At 55.7% G+C, this 14,552-nt stretch carries 18 protein-coding genes and 1 riboswitch; of the genes, 13 read left to right on the top strand and 5 right to left on the bottom strand.

The window, feature by feature from the left end; genetic code table 11:
• Positions 1-43 precede the first annotated feature (43 nt).
• Positions 44-337, bottom strand: coding sequence for a hypothetical protein (locus tag RAC89_RS11490; protein WP_306613571.1), 294 nt, complete (start codon positions 335-337; stop codon positions 44-46).
• A gap of 183 nt (positions 338-520) precedes the next feature.
• A complete protein-coding gene (locus RAC89_RS11485) occupies positions 521-2,191 on the bottom strand; it encodes a glutamine--tRNA ligase/YqeY domain fusion protein (RefSeq protein ID WP_306613570.1) in 1,671 nt (556 codons plus the stop codon).
• A 552-nt stretch (positions 2,192-2,743) separates the two neighbouring features.
• Positions 2,744-2,834, top strand: a riboswitch (cyclic di-GMP riboswitch).
• Between the two features lie 100 nt (positions 2,835-2,934).
• On the opposite strand from RAC89_RS11485, the gene RAC89_RS11480 reads away from it, so the two are divergent.
• The 10 genes from RAC89_RS11480 to RAC89_RS11435 all read left to right on the top strand — a co-directional run bounded on the left by RAC89_RS11480 (position 2,935) and on the right by RAC89_RS11435 (position 10,647).
• Complete coding sequence (locus RAC89_RS11480) at positions 2,935-3,285, top strand: DUF192 domain-containing protein (RefSeq protein WP_306613569.1); 351 nt, start codon at positions 2,935-2,937, stop codon at positions 3,283-3,285.
• A gap of 61 nt (positions 3,286-3,346) precedes the next feature.
• Positions 3,347-3,544, top strand: a complete 198-nt coding sequence (locus tag RAC89_RS11475) for a Flp family type IVb pilin (RefSeq protein WP_284642921.1) — start codon at positions 3,347-3,349, stop codon at positions 3,542-3,544.
• 168 nt (positions 3,545-3,712) lie between these two features.
• Positions 3,713-4,246 carry an A24 family peptidase gene (locus tag RAC89_RS11470; RefSeq protein ID WP_306613568.1) on the top strand — a complete coding sequence of 178 codons (534 nt, stop codon included), beginning with the start codon at positions 3,713-3,715 and terminating at the stop codon, positions 4,244-4,246.
• The gene (locus RAC89_RS11465) at positions 4,234-4,659 is read left to right on the top strand and encodes a TadE/TadG family type IV pilus assembly protein (protein WP_306613566.1); all 426 of its coding nucleotides are present in this window, start codon (positions 4,234-4,236) and stop codon (positions 4,657-4,659) included. The genes RAC89_RS11470 and RAC89_RS11465 overlap by 13 nt, the downstream gene beginning before the upstream one ends.
• 31 nt (positions 4,660-4,690) lie before the next feature.
• Positions 4,691-5,608 (top strand): pilus assembly protein TadG-related protein, encoded by a 918-nt coding sequence (locus tag RAC89_RS11460; RefSeq protein ID WP_306613564.1) that lies wholly within the window; start codon positions 4,691-4,693, stop codon positions 5,606-5,608.
• 14 nt (positions 5,609-5,622) lie between these two features.
• Positions 5,623-6,333 (top strand): Flp pilus assembly protein CpaB, encoded by a 711-nt coding sequence (gene cpaB / locus RAC89_RS11455; RefSeq protein ID WP_306613563.1) that lies wholly within the window; start codon positions 5,623-5,625, stop codon positions 6,331-6,333.
• 36 nt (positions 6,334-6,369) lie between these two features.
• The gene (locus tag RAC89_RS11450; protein ID WP_306613562.1) at positions 6,370-7,224 is read left to right on the top strand and encodes a CpaE/TadZ family protein; all 855 of its coding nucleotides are present in this window, start codon (positions 6,370-6,372) and stop codon (positions 7,222-7,224) included.
• Between the two features lie 18 nt (positions 7,225-7,242).
• On the top strand, positions 7,243-8,724 hold the full coding sequence (locus tag RAC89_RS11445) for a TadA family conjugal transfer-associated ATPase (RefSeq protein WP_306613560.1): 1,482 nt from the start codon (positions 7,243-7,245) through the stop codon (positions 8,722-8,724).
• A gap of 4 nt (positions 8,725-8,728) precedes the next feature.
• Complete coding sequence (locus RAC89_RS11440) at positions 8,729-9,697, top strand: type II secretion system F family protein (protein WP_306613559.1); 969 nt, start codon at positions 8,729-8,731, stop codon at positions 9,695-9,697.
• An 11-nt stretch (positions 9,698-9,708) separates the two neighbouring features.
• On the top strand, positions 9,709-10,647 hold the full coding sequence (locus RAC89_RS11435) for a type II secretion system F family protein (RefSeq protein ID WP_306613558.1): 939 nt from the start codon (positions 9,709-9,711) through the stop codon (positions 10,645-10,647).
• Positions 10,648-10,721: 74 nt separating this feature from the next.
• Here RAC89_RS11435 and RAC89_RS11430 read toward each other — a convergent pair whose 3' ends face one another.
• Entirely contained in the window at positions 10,722-11,036 is a 315-nt protein-coding gene (locus RAC89_RS11430) for a hypothetical protein (protein ID WP_306613556.1), read from the bottom strand.
• A gap of 242 nt (positions 11,037-11,278) precedes the next feature.
• On the opposite strand from RAC89_RS11430, the gene RAC89_RS11425 reads away from it, so the two are divergent.
• On the top strand, positions 11,279-11,758 hold the full coding sequence (locus RAC89_RS11425) for a hypothetical protein (protein ID WP_306613555.1): 480 nt from the start codon (positions 11,279-11,281) through the stop codon (positions 11,756-11,758).
• Positions 11,759-11,778: 20 nt separating this feature from the next.
• On the opposite strand, the gene RAC89_RS11420 is transcribed toward RAC89_RS11425, so the two are convergent.
• The gene (locus tag RAC89_RS11420) at positions 11,779-12,723 is read right to left on the bottom strand and encodes a DMT family transporter (RefSeq protein WP_306613553.1); all 945 of its coding nucleotides are present in this window, start codon (positions 12,721-12,723) and stop codon (positions 11,779-11,781) included.
• 74 nt (positions 12,724-12,797) lie between these two features.
• Positions 12,798-12,974, bottom strand: coding sequence for a hypothetical protein (locus RAC89_RS11415; RefSeq protein ID WP_306613552.1), 177 nt, complete (start codon positions 12,972-12,974; stop codon positions 12,798-12,800).
• A gap of 126 nt (positions 12,975-13,100) precedes the next feature.
• Between RAC89_RS11415 and RAC89_RS11410 the strand changes: the two genes are divergently transcribed.
• Together RAC89_RS11410 and RAC89_RS11405 are read left to right on the top strand one after the other, a co-directional pair.
• Positions 13,101-13,739, top strand: a complete 639-nt coding sequence (locus RAC89_RS11410; RefSeq protein ID WP_306613551.1) for a DsbA family oxidoreductase — start codon at positions 13,101-13,103, stop codon at positions 13,737-13,739.
• Positions 13,740-13,870: 131 nt separating this feature from the next.
• A complete protein-coding gene (locus RAC89_RS11405; protein ID WP_306613550.1) occupies positions 13,871-14,539 on the top strand; it encodes a GntR family transcriptional regulator in 669 nt (222 codons plus the stop codon).
• Positions 14,540-14,552 lie beyond the last annotated feature (13 nt).

Below are 14,552 nucleotides of genomic sequence, written 5' to 3'. Positions count from 1 at the left end.
CGGTAAAGACCATAAGAAAAAAAGCGGCGAAAGCTCGCCGCTTCTATGGATGGTCCGTATCGATGGGATCCGCCGCAAGAAGGTCTGCATCCTCAGGGCCTACTTCCGTCTGCATGGCTGTCTCGTTATGATCCCATGCCTCCGTATCTTCGGCGGAGTTGTCTGTCTCGAACAGAGCTTCGGGATCCGCATCATCCAGGAAGTCGATCTGGTCAGGGAAGCTGGAGCGGATAAATTGCGCAGCATCCGCATGCTTCTGGAAGAAGTTCTGCACAATGGTCATCTCATCGTTGTATGGGTACTCTTGCTCCTTGCGGTTCTCTTGCTGTTCGCTCATCGGTAAGGTACCTCCTCCAAGTTTTGGGCCGGTCTTCACCGGTCCTCTTCCATCTGCTGTTACCTTGCACTCTATATCATCCGCACTCTGTTCCAGAATCATACATACATGGTGAACAAGCGAAGGCCTCCCTGCCGTACGTCGTGAGACGTGAGAGGAGGGAGGCCCTTGCCGGTTCCATATTTATTTTTTTACATCAAATGAGCTCTTCAGCGATACGATCCGGTTGAATACCGGCCTCTCGGCTGTCGTATGCTTCGGGTCCACGTTAAAGTATCCATGACGGAAAAACTGGAATTTCTCTTGCCCTTTTACGCCCGCCATGTTTTCCTCTACATAGCCTTGAAGCACCTGAAGCGAATTCGGATTGATCCGGTCGGCGAACGACTCGCTGTCCGGATTGCTGTCATCCGGCACGAGGGCTTCGTACAAGCGGAATTCCGCAGCCTGCGCCCGGGAAGCTTCGACCCAATGGATCGTGCCCTTCACCTTGCGTCCCGTGAAGCCGGTGCCGCTCTTCGTCTCCGGGTCGTAGGTGCAGCGCAGCTCAATGACGTTGCCCGCAGCATCCTTGATGACTTCCTCGCATTTGATGAAATACGCGTGCTTGAGGCGTACTTCGTTGCCGGGATATAAGCGGTGGTAGCCCTTGATCGGCTCCTCCATGAAATCGTCCTGCTCGATATAGATCTCGCGGGAGAACGGGATTTGGCGATGGCCCATGTCCGGGTTCTCGCTATTGTTCTCCGCCTCCAGCATTTCAACTTGGCCTTCCGGATAGTTGGTGATGACGACCTTCAGTGGCTGCAGCACCGCCATCGTCCGCAGTGCCTTCAGCTTCAAGTCCTCGCGGACAAAATACTCGAGCTGGGCAAAATCCACCGTGCTGTACGCCTTGGACACCCCGGTTTCACGGATAAAATTGCGGATCGCCTCCGGCGTAAAGCCGCGGCGGCGTACACCCGAGATCGTCGGCAGGCGCGGATCATCCCAGCCGTCAACGATACCGTCCTCCACCATTTGGCGCAGGTAGCGCTTGCCCATAATCGTGTCGGTCAGGCGCAGCTTGGCGAACTCGTATTGATGCGGAACGTTCGGCATCTCGCACTCCTGTACGACCCAGTCATACAGCGGGCGCTGATCCTCGAACTCCAGCGTACAGATGGAGTGGGTAATGCCTTCAATGGCATCCTCCAGCGGATGTGCATAAGCATACATCGGGTAGATGCACCATTTGTCCCCGGTATTGTGATGGTGGGCATGGGCGATACGATAAATGACCGGATCGCGCATATTGATGTTTGGCGAGCTCATATCGATCTTGGCGCGGAGCACCTTCTCGCCGTTGCCGAATTCGCCCTTGCGCATGCGCTCGAACAGGTCAAGATTCTCTTCTACGCTGCGGCCGCGATATGGGCTCTCGGTACCGGGAACCGTAAGGGTACCGCGTGTCTCGCGGATTTCATCGGCGCTGAGGTCGTCGACGTAGGCCTTGCCCTTTTTAATAAGAAGAACGGCCCGGTTGTACATTTCATCGAAATAATTGGAGGCGAAAAATAACCCGTCCCAGTCAAAGCCGAGCCATTTGACGTCCTCTTTAATGGCGTTTACGTATTCCGTATCTTCCTTCAGCGGGTTCGTATCGTCAAAACGCAGGTTCGTTCTGCCGCCGAATTCATCTGCAAGCTCGAAGTTGAGGATAATCGATTTGGCGTGACCGATGTGCAGGTAGCCGTTCGGCTCCGGCGGGAAGCGGGTGACGATTTCCTTCACTTTGCCTGATTTGAGATCTTCCGTCACGATGTGCTTAATAAAATTAGAGGATGAGGAAGGTGCCGTTTTTGTCGTTTCCACGAGAGATCAACCTTTCTAGGGACAGGAATTGATTACCACTTAGCATATACCAAAAGAGGCCTCTTTACTCGCACCGCGGGGGTGCCGCTGAAAAAACTTATTCCTTCCATAGTATCAAATTGAGTTGCCTGAGGAAAGTCCTTCGCCCCTTAGAGGCAAAGAATTGTACTGCAACAAAATCACAGGCAGTGTCGTTTAGGGTAGAGAGGCATTACCTTGATGCGCTGGGACTCTTTCAAGAGCTTGCTCCTTAGGGCCTGATCTTGTGTCTGAAAGCCCAAGAAATACGCCGCAGGCCAATTCGATCCAGATTTAACAAATAATATAAAAGCGCTTCCAATATCCTCCTTTGGGGGGGATTGAAGTAGCCTTTTCCTATTGCGAAAGGCTCTTTTCCCCATTTCCAGGGTATGCCATTGGACAGGGATTGCGAGTGTGGGAAGCACTAGAAAAAATATTGTGAACATTCCGTCTCCAGATGCATGTCGATTCATGACCGTCAGAGGTATGATGTGAACATCGAATCAGATTCTCGCGACAAAATTCGCAGGATCTCGATAAAGGCAAAGCCGGTGAAAACCGGTGACGCAAAGCTACAGGGGCTACCGCGTGATAACGCACGCTACGCCAGCCAGCTACCGAAAGACGACGGGTTTTGTGCACGTTTTTTTTCTGCACCCCTCCTTTCGGGTCGACCGCAAAGGCAGGGGATTTTGTTATGCAGAGAGGAGGATCGACGGTTGATGATGAAGCTGGTTAACCGGGATACGGGAGAGCTGTTGGCAGGGCAGGTCCGAATGGCGCATACGTTCATGCAACGGCTGATTGGACTCATGTTCACCAAGACGCTGGAGCCGGGGACCGGGCTTCATCTGCAGCCCTGCCGACAGGTCCATACGTTTGGAATGAAGTATGCCATTGATGTACTGTACTTAAATGCTGAAGGACGCATCATAGCCATGGATCAGGCGATGACACCGGGTAAGGTCGGAAGATTGTATCCTGATGCCGTCTCTGCAGTAGAGCTGCCGGCCGGATGGCTGGGGCAGACACAGACCAGGATTGGACAAGCTGTGCGATTTGAAGCCCGCTAGAACTCACCTAAGATTGGGCAGGACCATCAGCAAAAAACCAAGAAAAAGGAGAGGTTTACTTATGTTGAACAAATTGAAGGCGTTGGTGAAGGACGAGCAAGGACAAGGGATGACAGAGTACGGCTTGGTACTGGGGGTTATCGGCGTTGCCGTAGTAGGAACGCTGTTTCTGCTGCGGGAAGAAATTCAAGAGATCTTTACCGACGCTCTGACGGATGTCCAGAGCCGTGACCAGGCCCCTGCTCCTGCTGCACCGTAAAGCACGGCCTGGAAGGAAACGCGCTGCAGCTCCTCTCCGTGGTTCGATACTTTCGAACCGTTGAGGGACGGCGGGGAGCGGCAAACAAAGGGTCTGACGCTTCGGCTGCCGAATCGCAGGCCCTTTTTTTATCGAAGGCGTAATTCGCCGGAAGGGGGGCTTTCCAGCATGGTGATCAATGTGCTGTTACTCACGGTGCTTGCAGTCTGTGTCGTGACGGATCTTCGCAGCCGGAAAATTTACAATCACGTTATCTTTCCCGCCCTCATGGCTGCGTTCGTGCTGCATGCGGCCCACGGCGGCTGGGCGGGCATCGGCTTTGCGGCGGCAGGGTTCGCAGTTGGACTCGGTGTACTGCTGATTCCTTATCTGCTGGGCGGTATGGGGGCCGGAGACGTCAAGCTGCTTGCGCTGATCGGCGCCTGCAAGGGAACATCATTCGTCCTGACCGCTTCTCTCAGTATGATGTTGTGCGGCGGTCTCATCGCGCTGGTGCTGATCGTAATTCATAAGGAGGCCTGGGCTTGGGCCCGTTATCTGATCATGGTCTTCTACAGCTTCCGCTATGGGGTGCGGCTCACGCTGAAAGGGAAGATGGATGCCCTTACGAAGACTTACCCTTATGGGATCGCGATTGCAGCAGGGACGTTCGTCTGTTTCTGGTCGACGAACGAGTGGGGGAACGTGACATGGCTGGTGTAAAGAAAACCAAGGGACATCATTGGCTGCGCGGTCTTCTGCGGAACCAGCAGGCCCAATCGCTGACCGAGCTTGCACTGCTGCTGCCGGTGCTGCTGCTGCTGGCCTGCGGAACCCTCGACTTCGGACGACTGCTATACGCTTATCTGCATATGAATTTGGCTGCGCAGGAGACGGTCCGGCAAGGGGGCCTTGGCAAGACGGACGCTGAAATCATCGCCTTCGCACGGAATTATGTCCGGCTTGGCGGCGGCGCGAACCTGCAGGTACAGATTTCCCCGACGCAAGCGAATCGGAAGTCCGGGCAATTCGTGACGGTGACACTGCGGTATCCGCTGCCCTTCATGACACCGGTCATATCAAAATTTCTGCCGTCCCCCGTCGTGTCAGCCCATTCCACCATTCGAGTAGAGTAAGTCCATGTCCACCACAAAAGGAGGAAGCTTGATGAGAACGAGAGGAATAGCGCTCGTGCGTCAGCAGGAGGGCAGCTCGCTGGTGCTGGCCGCCCTGCTGCTGGCGGGTCTGCTGGCAACGGCGGCGCTGGTTGTCGATGGCGGGATCCTGTTCGTGACGAAGAGCCATCTGCAGAAAACCGCCAATGCCGCCGTGCTGTCCGGCGCTCAGGAGCTGACCCGCACCCAGGAGCAGGTAAGCGGCGTTATCCAAACGGTGCTGCAAATGCACGAGGAGCATACCCATGTGCAAAGCACGAGCGTCTCGATGGGACAGAAGGTCAGCGTATCGCTCCGCAAAGAGGTGCCGCTGGGCTTCGCCCGCATGTTCGGCTGGGAGCTGGCGCCGGTACAAGCCAAGGCGACGGCCGAAATCGGCGTGATGGGAAGCGCCGTCGGAGCGGCACCGCTGGGCATCAACGAGAACATCCCGCTGGAGTATGGAAGAGTCTATAAGCTGAAAGTAGACCAGACACAGGTCGAGGCCGGTAATTTCGGTGTGCTGGCGTTGGGTGGAACGGGAGCCTCTACCTATGAGGACAACCTGAGACGAGGCTATAGCAGCGAACTGAAAATCGGTACGGTGATCGACACGCAGACAGGTAACATTGCCGGAAAAACGAGAGAAGGTGTGCGGCTTCGGCTGGACGAATGCCCGTATCCTCCGGGCGAGACGCATCACCGGGACTGCCCGCGCATCCTGCTGATTCCCGTTTACAGGGAGATCGAATCCCAGGGCAATCAGTTGAAGAATGTGATGATTACAGGCTTCTCTTATTTTTACATCATGGAGCCGATGAGTGCGAACGATACGTCCATATCCGGAATGTTCATCCAAAGGGCGGATACGGGAATCGTGGATCCTGGCGCGGTATCGCGCGGAGCTTACGCCATCAGACTGACAGAGTAGGTGAATCGAAGAGGATGAGAGCGAAACTGATCTTGATTGTAGCCTTGATCATGGGGCTGGCGACGACCTTTTTATTCGCCAAATATATGAAGCGGTTCGATATGGTATCGGAAGCGAATGTAACGCTGATCGAGGTGGTTTCGGTCAAACAGCCCGTGAAGGAAAATGCCCAGCTGAACTCGTCAATGCTGCAGGTCGTGCAGGTGCCGAAGATGGGCGTTCACCCGCAAACGGTGATGACCCTGGCGGAGGCGGAGGGCAAGATTGCGGCGGCCGACTTGCATCAAGGTGAGGTGCTTCTGAGCGGGCACCTCCGCGATACGAAGGCGGAGGCGCTTCGGGTAGCGCGCAAGGTGCAGGAGGGCTACCGGGCGGTGTCGGTCGGCGTGAACTTCGTGCAGACGGTGTCCAACCTGATCGAGCCGGAGGACCTCGTGGATGTGATCTTGTCTACGACAGACAAGAACACCAATGTCGTAACAACCGTGCTGCTGCTGGAGAAGGTACGGGTGCTGGCGATCGGAAGGCGGATGATGGAGGCGGATAAGGATACGCCTTATGCGGAATATAGCTCCGTTACCCTGGAGCTGAAGCCGCAGGAGGCGGTCACGCTGGTGAATGCCGATGAACGGGGCAACATTTCGCTGGCGATTCACACGAAGGTCAATGCGGCGGCACCGCCAACTCCCGGAGCCGCGGCTTCGGCACCCGCGCCGGCCAAATAGCGGAAGCGAACGGAGATCATAAAGGAGGCCATGACAATGACGAGTGAACACACGGGACAGGAGAGTCGCAGCGGAGGCAAACGGGGAGAGATGATCGCCATATGCAGCGCGAAGGGCGGTATCGGCCGAACGGTGCTGGCCGTGAACCTGGCGGTGGCCTTGTCCAAGAACAATCATCTGCAGGTCAGCGTGCTCGACGGCGACTTCCAGTTCGGCGATGTGGGACTCGCGATGGATTTGCATTCGGCTTTCACGATGAAGGATGTGGCGGAGAGCCTGGAGGGCTTGGATGCGTTCGGCTTATCGGGCTTTCTGATGAAGCACGGCAGCGGGGTTCGTGTACTGGCCGCGCCGGAGCGCCCTGAACAGGCCGATCTGGTGACGGCCGAGGTGCTGGAGCAGGTCTGCAATCTGCTGCTGGCACAGCACGATTATTTGCTCGTCGACACCGGGGTAGGTTTGCAGGAGGCCACGCTGCAGGTCATTGAGAAGGCGGATCAGGTGTTCCTGCTGACGACACTGGAGATGGCCGCGATCAAGAATACTAAGCTGATGCTGGAGACGCTGTCGCTGCTCGGCCTGCGCGATAAGGTTCAGGTGATCATTAACCGGTCGACGATGGAAAGTGTCATCAAGGCGACCGATGTGCCCGACATCCTGGGCGAGGAGCTGCCGATGTATGTGCCCAACGATTTTGCTACCGTGGCCGGGTCCCTTAATATCGGCATTCCGTTCGTAATGAATCAAGGCAAGACGGAGGTAGCCAAGGCGGTCTTCAAAATTGCCGAGCAAATGATTTCCCGCCGGGAAATCGCCGTGTTCAAGCCGAAGCAGCCGTCGCTGCTGCAAAGCCTGTTCCATAAGACGAAGAACAGCGCGTCATTCTTCTAAGCGAAAGGAGCTACGCAGATGAGTCTGCTGAATAAAATCCAAGCGCGAACGGCGGAGCGGCCCGTCAGGGAGGAGTCTGCATCGGAGAACGCGGAACCGCTTTATGCAGCCCAGGAGCCGGGGACCGCTCATCCGCAAGCGAGCGCGCCTTCAAGCCCCAAGCCGGGGAAGAAGGATCTGCTCAGCACCTTTCGAGATATTCGGCGTGGAGGCGAAAGCAGCGGTCCGAAGGAGGTCCGCGCCGCTCAGCCGTCCAAGCATCAGGAGCTGAAAAATCGGCTGTATAAACAGATTTTGAGCGAAATGAAGGATGACGATGTGGAAGCGATCATTCCCAAGCTCGATGCGATGGCTGTAGAGATTATGAAGGAGGACGAATCGTTCCGGGGCAAAATCGACCGCAAAAAGGTTATCGACGAGCTCATTAACGATTTGACAGGCTTCGGTCCGATCAATCCGCTGCTGCTGGACCCGGAGGTTAGTGAAGTTATGGTCAACGGGCCGAGCCAGGTGTATGTGGAACGGGGCGGCAAGCTGGAGCTAAGCTACGTGCAGTTCCGCGATGACGAGCACGTGATGAGCATTATTGAGAAAATCGTCGCTCCCATCGGCCGGCGGATTGATGAGAGCAGTCCGATGGTCGACGCCCGTCTTCCGGACGGCTCGCGCGTGAACGTCATTATCCCGCCGTTGGCGCTGAAGGGGCCGACGATCACGATCCGGAAGTTCTCGAAGGATCCGTATACGATCGACGATCTGATCCGCTTCGGAACGGTAACGAAGGATATGGCTGTGTTCCTGGAGGCCTGCGTGAAGGCGCGGCTCAATATTTTTGTCAGCGGAGGCACCGGCTCGGGGAAAACAACCACGCTCAACGTGCTGTCCTCCTTCATTCCGAGCGATGAGCGTATTGTGACAATTGAGGATGCGGCGGAGCTGCAGCTGTGGCAGGAGCATGTCGTCTCACTTGAATCGCGTCCGCCGAATATCGAGGGCAAGGGGGGCATCACGATTCGCGATCTCGTGCGCAACTCGCTGCGGATGCGGCCGGAGCGAGTTGTCATCGGCGAGGTGCGGGGCGGTGAGGCGCTTGATATGCTGCAGGCGATGAATACCGGCCACGACGGATCGCTGGCGACAGGCCACTCCAACAGTCCGCGCGACATGATCGCCCGGCTGGAGACGATGGTCCTGATGGCGGGAATCGACCTGCCGGTCAAAGCGATTCGCGAGCAGATCGCCGGAGCGATCGACGTGATCATTCAGCAGTCGAGGCTGAAGGACGGTTCGCGCCGCATCACCAACATTACCGAGGTACAAGGGATGGAAGGGGATGTTATCGTGCTGCAGGATATTTTCGCTTATCAGCAGTACGGTGTGGATGAGCAGGGCAAGGTCATCGGAAGGCTGCTGCCGACAGGCGTCCGTCCGAAATTTTATGAGCGGCTGGAGTCCTCGGGCATTCATATTCCGGCTTCTGTCTTTATTGACGGGGAGTAAGGCCATGGCGATCAAGTGGCTGATTGTGTTTCTATTCGCCCTGACAAGCATTTGCTTATTTATCGGGCTGCTTCAACTGCTGCTGCTATCGGATCGAAAGCTAAACAAGCGGCTGAAGCATTACCTGGCGCTGAATGATAAGCGGAAGCTGAGCGGGAATCGGTTTAATCTGCTCGTCAATCTACAATTATATAAGCGTACGGTCAAGGATAAGGTGTTGACCAAGAAAAAGAACGACCGCATAGGGCACATGCTGAAAAGAGCCGGTCTGCCGATCAAGCCGGAGGAGTATATCTTGTTCCAATGGATTGCTATGGCGGTGTTGGCGGGGCTTTTGCTGCTGATCACGGGCAGCCTTGCTTCCCTGCCGGCAGGCGTGGTGCTCGGAATTCTGCTGCCGCGGTGGTATGTCAGGAAGAAGGAGCATGCGCGGATCCAGTCGTTCAACGACGGTCTTCAGGATATGATCACGACGGTGATCGGCTCCCTGAGAGCGGGCTTTAGCTTTCAACAGGCGCTGAAGACCGTCGTTGACGAATCGGATGATCCGATACGTGAGGAGATGGACCTGGTGCTGAAGGAGATGCAGTATGGGGCTTCGATGGAGGAGGCGCTGCACAATCTGAAGGAGCGCATGCCGAGCGGCGATCTGGAACTGATGATTCAATGTATTCTCATTCAGCGTCAGGTGGGCGGCAACCTTGCGGTTGTCCTGGAGACGATCGTGCAGACAATTCGCGACCGTAATAAAATTCAGCGCCAGGTGCAGACCCTAACCGCGCAAGGGCGATTGTCCGGAATCGTCATTGGCCTGCTGCCGGTCGCGCTCGGGGCGATCCTGTATCTGATGGAGCCCTCTTATATCGGTACCCTGTTCCGGCATCCCGTGGGCATGATGATGCTCGCGGCGGGCGTAGTGTCAGGAACGATCGGCTTCGTCATGATACGCAAATTGACTTCCATAGAAGTATGAGGTGAGGCGCTATGCTGTATTTCAGCTTTTTCCTGTCGGTTACACTCGCGATCTATGCGCTGATGGTGTTCGGCGAGGATCGCCGCAAGCAGGTGAAGCGCCGAATTGCCCTGATCACGGAGGGGGCCTCCGTGAAGGCGGGGCCGTCCGAGCTGGACGAGGCGGAAGAGAAGTCCCGTTCCCTTGCCGGTCTGGTAGGAAGAGTAGGGGGGCGCGGCTGGGCTGGCATCAAGCGACGCTTCAGCCGCCGGCTGACGGAGAGGCAGGAGCAGCGTCTGGAGCTTCGTCTGCTGCAGGCAGGGCGGCCCTTCGGCTTAGGCCCCGTAGAGTTTCGCCTGCTGCAGCTGGGGCTGTCGCTTTTTCTCCCTGTGCTGGCAGGTCTATATGTGTCGGCACTGGGTGAGGGTATAGGAACCGTCATCGTTGGGGCACTGCTTGGATGGATGGCGGCAGCGTTCCTGCCCGGGTATTACCTTCGGATGAAGAGCCAGGGGAGAAGCAGGCTTGCGCTAAAGGAGCTGCCCGACGTGCTGGATATGCTGACGGTCAGCCTGGAAGCGGGGCTTGGCTTCGATGCGGCGCTCAGCAAGCTGGTCTCGAAGTCGGAGGGCGTGCTGACAGCGGAGTTCCAGCGCTGCTTGGAGGAGATCCGCCTCGGCAAAACCCGCCGCGAATCGCTCCAAGGCGTCCGCGAGCGGCTCGATCTGGATGAGGTGAGGGCGTTGATCAGCAGCATCCTGCAGGCGGAGAAGCTGGGCATCGGGCTCGTGCAGGTGCTGAGGGTGCAGTCCCATGAAGTGAGGGAGCAGCGGAAGCAGCGGGCGGAGGAGGCGGCCATGAAGGCGCCGATCAAGATGCTGTTTCCACTTGTGCTGTTTATTTTCCCAAGCTTATTTATTGTGCTGCTAGGACCGGCGGTGATTCAATTTATCGAGGCCTTCTCGAAATAGGGACAATCCCTTGGCGCGATCTATGGAGATCGACAGCCAAGGGATTGTTAAGTTTAATTCGGCCGGCCTCCTCGTCAGAACGGGTTCCCCGGCTGCTCCGCTTCAAACTGCTCCAGCAGCTGTCCCGCCTTGTCAAGGTCCTTGACGTGCACCTCCAGCTTCAGCGTTTCGGTGCGCGGCTGCGGCGAGGCGTGAATCGCGCCCATTTGTCCGGCCGTCTCCGTTTGGACGCGGCAGCGAACCTGCCGGGATTTTAAGAAAGCAAACCTCGCTTCCAGCTCCTCTATGTTCTCACCTGAGCTTATCATCAAAGTTCTCCAATTCGCATTGCGACGGTACAAGAAGATCAACAATCCAAGAGCAACGGCCAAAAGAAGTAAGGCTTCCATGAAGAACACCACCTTAGTTTAATTTGGTGAAGCTGCTTGCTTGTCGATACATTAACCTTGAGCACAAGGGGTGAAACACATTTCCCGAAAAAAGAAAAAAGATGTCGGGCTACCCCCTTATAGCGACAAAGGGGAGCCGAAGCGTGTTCATAACACCCCAAAACGGGTGAATAAGGAATGCAAGGGCTAACGATGCTAGTAGCAGGGTTACTATACTAATCGCTAAGAGGAGTGTGACTGTGATGAACGAACACACGAATCCATCGAATCCGAAGCATACCGGGCATGAGCAGCACATGGAGCGGCAGGGAGTACGGTTCGAGGAACCGAAGGATAGAGCAGTGGAGCATCATCATCATTATTATTACGCTGAATCGAAGGGTTCCGGTTTGGAGGCCGGGACAGGTGCGAAGACCGCTCCGGAACGGAAGGTTTGGTATAACCAGGGATGGATGTGGCTTATCGTAGCGGTCATCGGGATTGGAGTGCTGATCGTCGGCATGACGCTGCTATCCGATCGGATCGGCGGGGTAGGAGAGGCTGTCAAGGAGCAGACAGGGGCGATCCGGGAGCAAACCGGCGTGCTGAATTCGATTCAGCGCAGTCTGAACGAGATGTCGGCCGGTCTCAGCAGCAGTATGAAGGACATATCGGAGGGTATCGCAAGCATTGAGAAAGCGATTCGCGAGGGAATCCAAACGCTGCTTAGCGTATTCAAGTAAAAAGCGGGCTGCCGCGGGCTTTAAGGGCCCTCGGCAGTTTTTGGCATGGGGCGCTTGCTCCCGGTCGTTGCTTCTCCCAGCTTCTGAAGCGGAACACAGCCAATGATAAGCAAGGCTGCCAACGCGTCCGTCCAGGTCAACCGTTCCCCCAGAAGGAGCACAATGAACATCAGTGTAACGAAGGGGGTAAAGAAGGTAAAGCTGGCGATTAACGAAGCGGAAGAATATTGAAGTGCCCGGAAATACAGGAAAAATCCCAGGATAATGTTACTTAGACTGAGCCAGATTACACCGTACAGCTCGATTCCTTGGGGAATCGTGAAGCGGGATGATACGAGCAGGGCCAAAGCGGACAACAAAAAGGCCACAAAGGTAAGGAAGAACGTGCTTAGCAGCAAATCGGTATGATTCTTCTTAATAAGGTTGGTGAACAGTCCCCAGCTCACGGCAGCTAATATAGCAAGGAGATCCCCCTCAAGGTTCGTGAAGGCTACATTCGACAGGTCGCCCTTGGTCACAAGCAGAAGGGTACCGATGAATCCCATGCCTACAGACAGCAGCTTGGAGCTATGCAACGGCTCTTTGTGGATGGGAACGGCGAGCAGCACAATGAAAATCGGGAATAAATAATTCAGCATGGAAGCCTCAACGGCCGGGATCAGCTCAAGCGATTTGAGATAAAAGAAGTCATAGAGAAACGTAAGTACCCCGCAAGAAACAAGAAGAAGCCACTCCCTTCGCTTCCACGAGAGCATGACACGCAGCTGCACTTTATAAAGAACGATAATAAAAAATACGATAACTCCGATCCCATACATATAGAACAGCAGCTGATAGCTGTCCAAGTGTTGTAAAAGTAATTTGCTGATAGCGGCCAAGGAGCCCCACATCAGCAATAAAATCGGCATCAGAACGAAGGGATTTTGAGATGCCTTGAGTTGATTTCCTTGCTTCTGCACTGTCATGATGTCATTACCATTCCTTACTCTTGTAGTATGAATTTTTAGGTCGCGTCAGCAGGCTGACTGTTACGTCCGGTTTACTCCCGTTTTTTGAAAAAGAAGCCCGCTAACTCGGAGCCGATTATGATGGCGGCCAAACAGCCGAGTGCATAGGGAATCACGAGCGGGACGACACGCAGGTCCGTAATGTGAATTTGCTGCAGGAACAAGGGATATAGGAGCATCAGCACGACGAACAGGATGATTTTGTACATGGATGGGTCACCTCGACTAAGGGCTGTTCCGAGCGATTCTTTCCTTCGATTGTACTCCTTTCGCACATGAATTGCATTCCTTGTCTGCTTCCGTTATCGTAAGGGAAAGACAGGAGGCGAAGCAGGATGAGAATCGAAGTTTTTCACGATACGGTTTGCCCTTGGTGCCGGATCGGCGAGCAGCATTTATTCACCGCGCTGGAGCGATGGGACGGTGAACCGGTTGAGCTGGTGTGGCGCGCCTTCCAGCTGGACCCGGGTACACCTGAGGGCGGCCTCCCGTACCGTGAGACGTTGGAGGCGAAGTTCGGCGGAGCCGGCAGGATGGACCAGATGTTCTCCCAGGTATCGGCTGCAGGACAAGCCGCAGGTCTGGACTTCCGGTTCGACCGAATCGAAGTGATGCCGAACACGCTGCTGTCACACCGGCTGATCGCGGTAGCGCCGGAGGAGAAGCAGACCGAGCTGCTGATTGCGGTGAACCGGGCTCACTTCAGCGAAGGGCGGGACACAGGGCAGCTGGAGGTGCTGCTGGATGTCGCCTCGAGCGTCGGGCTGGATGCTGCGAAGCTGCGTGAGCAGCTGGATCGCGGCGAAGGCGCGGAGCAGGTACAGGAGGATCTGGACTTCGGACGTCAAGTCGGAATCACAGGCGTGCCGTTCTACATCATGAACGGAAAGTATGCTCTTACCGGCGCTCAGCCGCCGGAAACGTTCCTTCAGGTGCTGAAGCAGATACAAGATGAGGCGGTAGAAGAAAAGTAAGCTTATAGGAATGAAGCCCGTTCGGATCCGAGCGGGCTTCATGTATTTTGCGACACAGGAAACAAGTACTTGCACTGGGTATATATATGCGATATATTGCATGTAAACGATGTTTGTAGGAGAGCTTTATCATGCCGATACCGAAAAATTTTGCCTCGCCGATCCGCATGTCTGCAAAGGAACGCGCCTTCTCCCAGCTGCAGCGCTGGATCATTGAGGGCACCCTGCTGCCGGGAGAGAAGCTGCTCGACGCGGAGCTGGCGGAGTCGCTGGCGGTAAGCCGGACGCCGATCCGGGAAGCGCTGCAGCTGCTAGAGGTGCAGGGGCTCGTATCCATGCATCCCGGCAAAGAAACGCGTGTCACGATGATCGAGAAGGATGATATCCTGAAGATGTACCCCGTGTTGGCGGCGCTTCACGCACTTGCGGCGGAGCAGGCCGCTATGGTCGCGACGCCGGAGCAGCTGGAGGCCTTACGGGAGCGGAACGCTTTGTTCGAAAGAGCGATCCGCGCCGGACAGCCTTTTCAAGCGATGGAGGAGGATGAGGCTTTCCATAACTTGATCGTGGAAGTGTCCGATAGTCCTTATGTCGCTTCATTCAGTGCCTCGCTGCAGGTGCACGTCAGAAGGTTCAAATATGTGTTTCTTAAGGAGAAGCTGACGGCCTCGCTCACTTCTGTAGAAGAGCACGCGGAAGTCATCGCTGCTTTGGAGGCGCACAATACCGAGAAGGCGGCTGCCGCCATGAAACGGAACATCCTGCGCCCAATGAACGAACTGCATGCGCTGCTGTTATAGAAGAGCCGGGTCC

The sequence above is a fragment of the Paenibacillus sp. GD4 genome (assembly GCF_030846225.1).
Classification (GTDB): Bacteria; Bacillota; Bacilli; order Paenibacillales; family NBRC-103111; genus Paenibacillus_G; species Paenibacillus_G silviterrae.
Note: the sequence above shows the minus strand (reverse complement) of the source record. Positions and strands in the feature narration are given on the sequence as shown.

Excerpts from the sequence above, each read along its gene's own strand:
- RAC89_RS11410 (WP_306613551.1), top strand. The coding sequence starts at position 13,101 with ATGAGAATCGAAGTTTTTCACGATACGGTTTGCCCTTGGTGCCGGATC.
- RAC89_RS11490 (WP_306613571.1), bottom strand. The coding sequence starts at position 337 with ATGAGCGAACAGCAAGAGAACCGCAAGGAGCAAGAGTACCCATACAAC.
- cpaB (WP_306613563.1), top strand. The coding sequence starts at position 5,623 with ATGAGAGCGAAACTGATCTTGATTGTAGCCTTGATCATGGGGCTGGCG.
- RAC89_RS11445 (WP_306613560.1), top strand. The coding sequence starts at position 7,243 with ATGAGTCTGCTGAATAAAATCCAAGCGCGAACGGCGGAGCGGCCCGTC.
- RAC89_RS11415 (WP_306613552.1), bottom strand. The coding sequence starts at position 12,974 with ATGTACAAAATCATCCTGTTCGTCGTGCTGATGCTCCTATATCCCTTG.
- RAC89_RS11475 (WP_284642921.1), top strand. The coding sequence starts at position 3,347 with ATGTTGAACAAATTGAAGGCGTTGGTGAAGGACGAGCAAGGACAAGGG.
- RAC89_RS11480 (WP_306613569.1), top strand. The coding sequence starts at position 2,935 with ATGATGAAGCTGGTTAACCGGGATACGGGAGAGCTGTTGGCAGGGCAG.
- RAC89_RS11405 (WP_306613550.1), top strand. The coding sequence starts at position 13,871 with ATGCCGATACCGAAAAATTTTGCCTCGCCGATCCGCATGTCTGCAAAG.
- RAC89_RS11460 (WP_306613564.1), top strand. The coding sequence starts at position 4,691 with ATGAGAACGAGAGGAATAGCGCTCGTGCGTCAGCAGGAGGGCAGCTCG.
- RAC89_RS11470 (WP_306613568.1), top strand. The coding sequence starts at position 3,713 with ATGGTGATCAATGTGCTGTTACTCACGGTGCTTGCAGTCTGTGTCGTG.
- RAC89_RS11430 (WP_306613556.1), bottom strand. The coding sequence starts at position 11,036 with ATGGAAGCCTTACTTCTTTTGGCCGTTGCTCTTGGATTGTTGATCTTC.
- RAC89_RS11425 (WP_306613555.1), top strand. The coding sequence starts at position 11,279 with ATGAACGAACACACGAATCCATCGAATCCGAAGCATACCGGGCATGAG.
- RAC89_RS11465 (WP_306613566.1), top strand. The coding sequence starts at position 4,234 with ATGGCTGGTGTAAAGAAAACCAAGGGACATCATTGGCTGCGCGGTCTT.
- RAC89_RS11420 (WP_306613553.1), bottom strand. The coding sequence starts at position 12,723 with ATGACAGTGCAGAAGCAAGGAAATCAACTCAAGGCATCTCAAAATCCC.
- RAC89_RS11450 (WP_306613562.1), top strand. The coding sequence starts at position 6,370 with ATGACGAGTGAACACACGGGACAGGAGAGTCGCAGCGGAGGCAAACGG.
- RAC89_RS11435 (WP_306613558.1), top strand. The coding sequence starts at position 9,709 with ATGCTGTATTTCAGCTTTTTCCTGTCGGTTACACTCGCGATCTATGCG.
- RAC89_RS11440 (WP_306613559.1), top strand. The coding sequence starts at position 8,729 with ATGGCGATCAAGTGGCTGATTGTGTTTCTATTCGCCCTGACAAGCATT.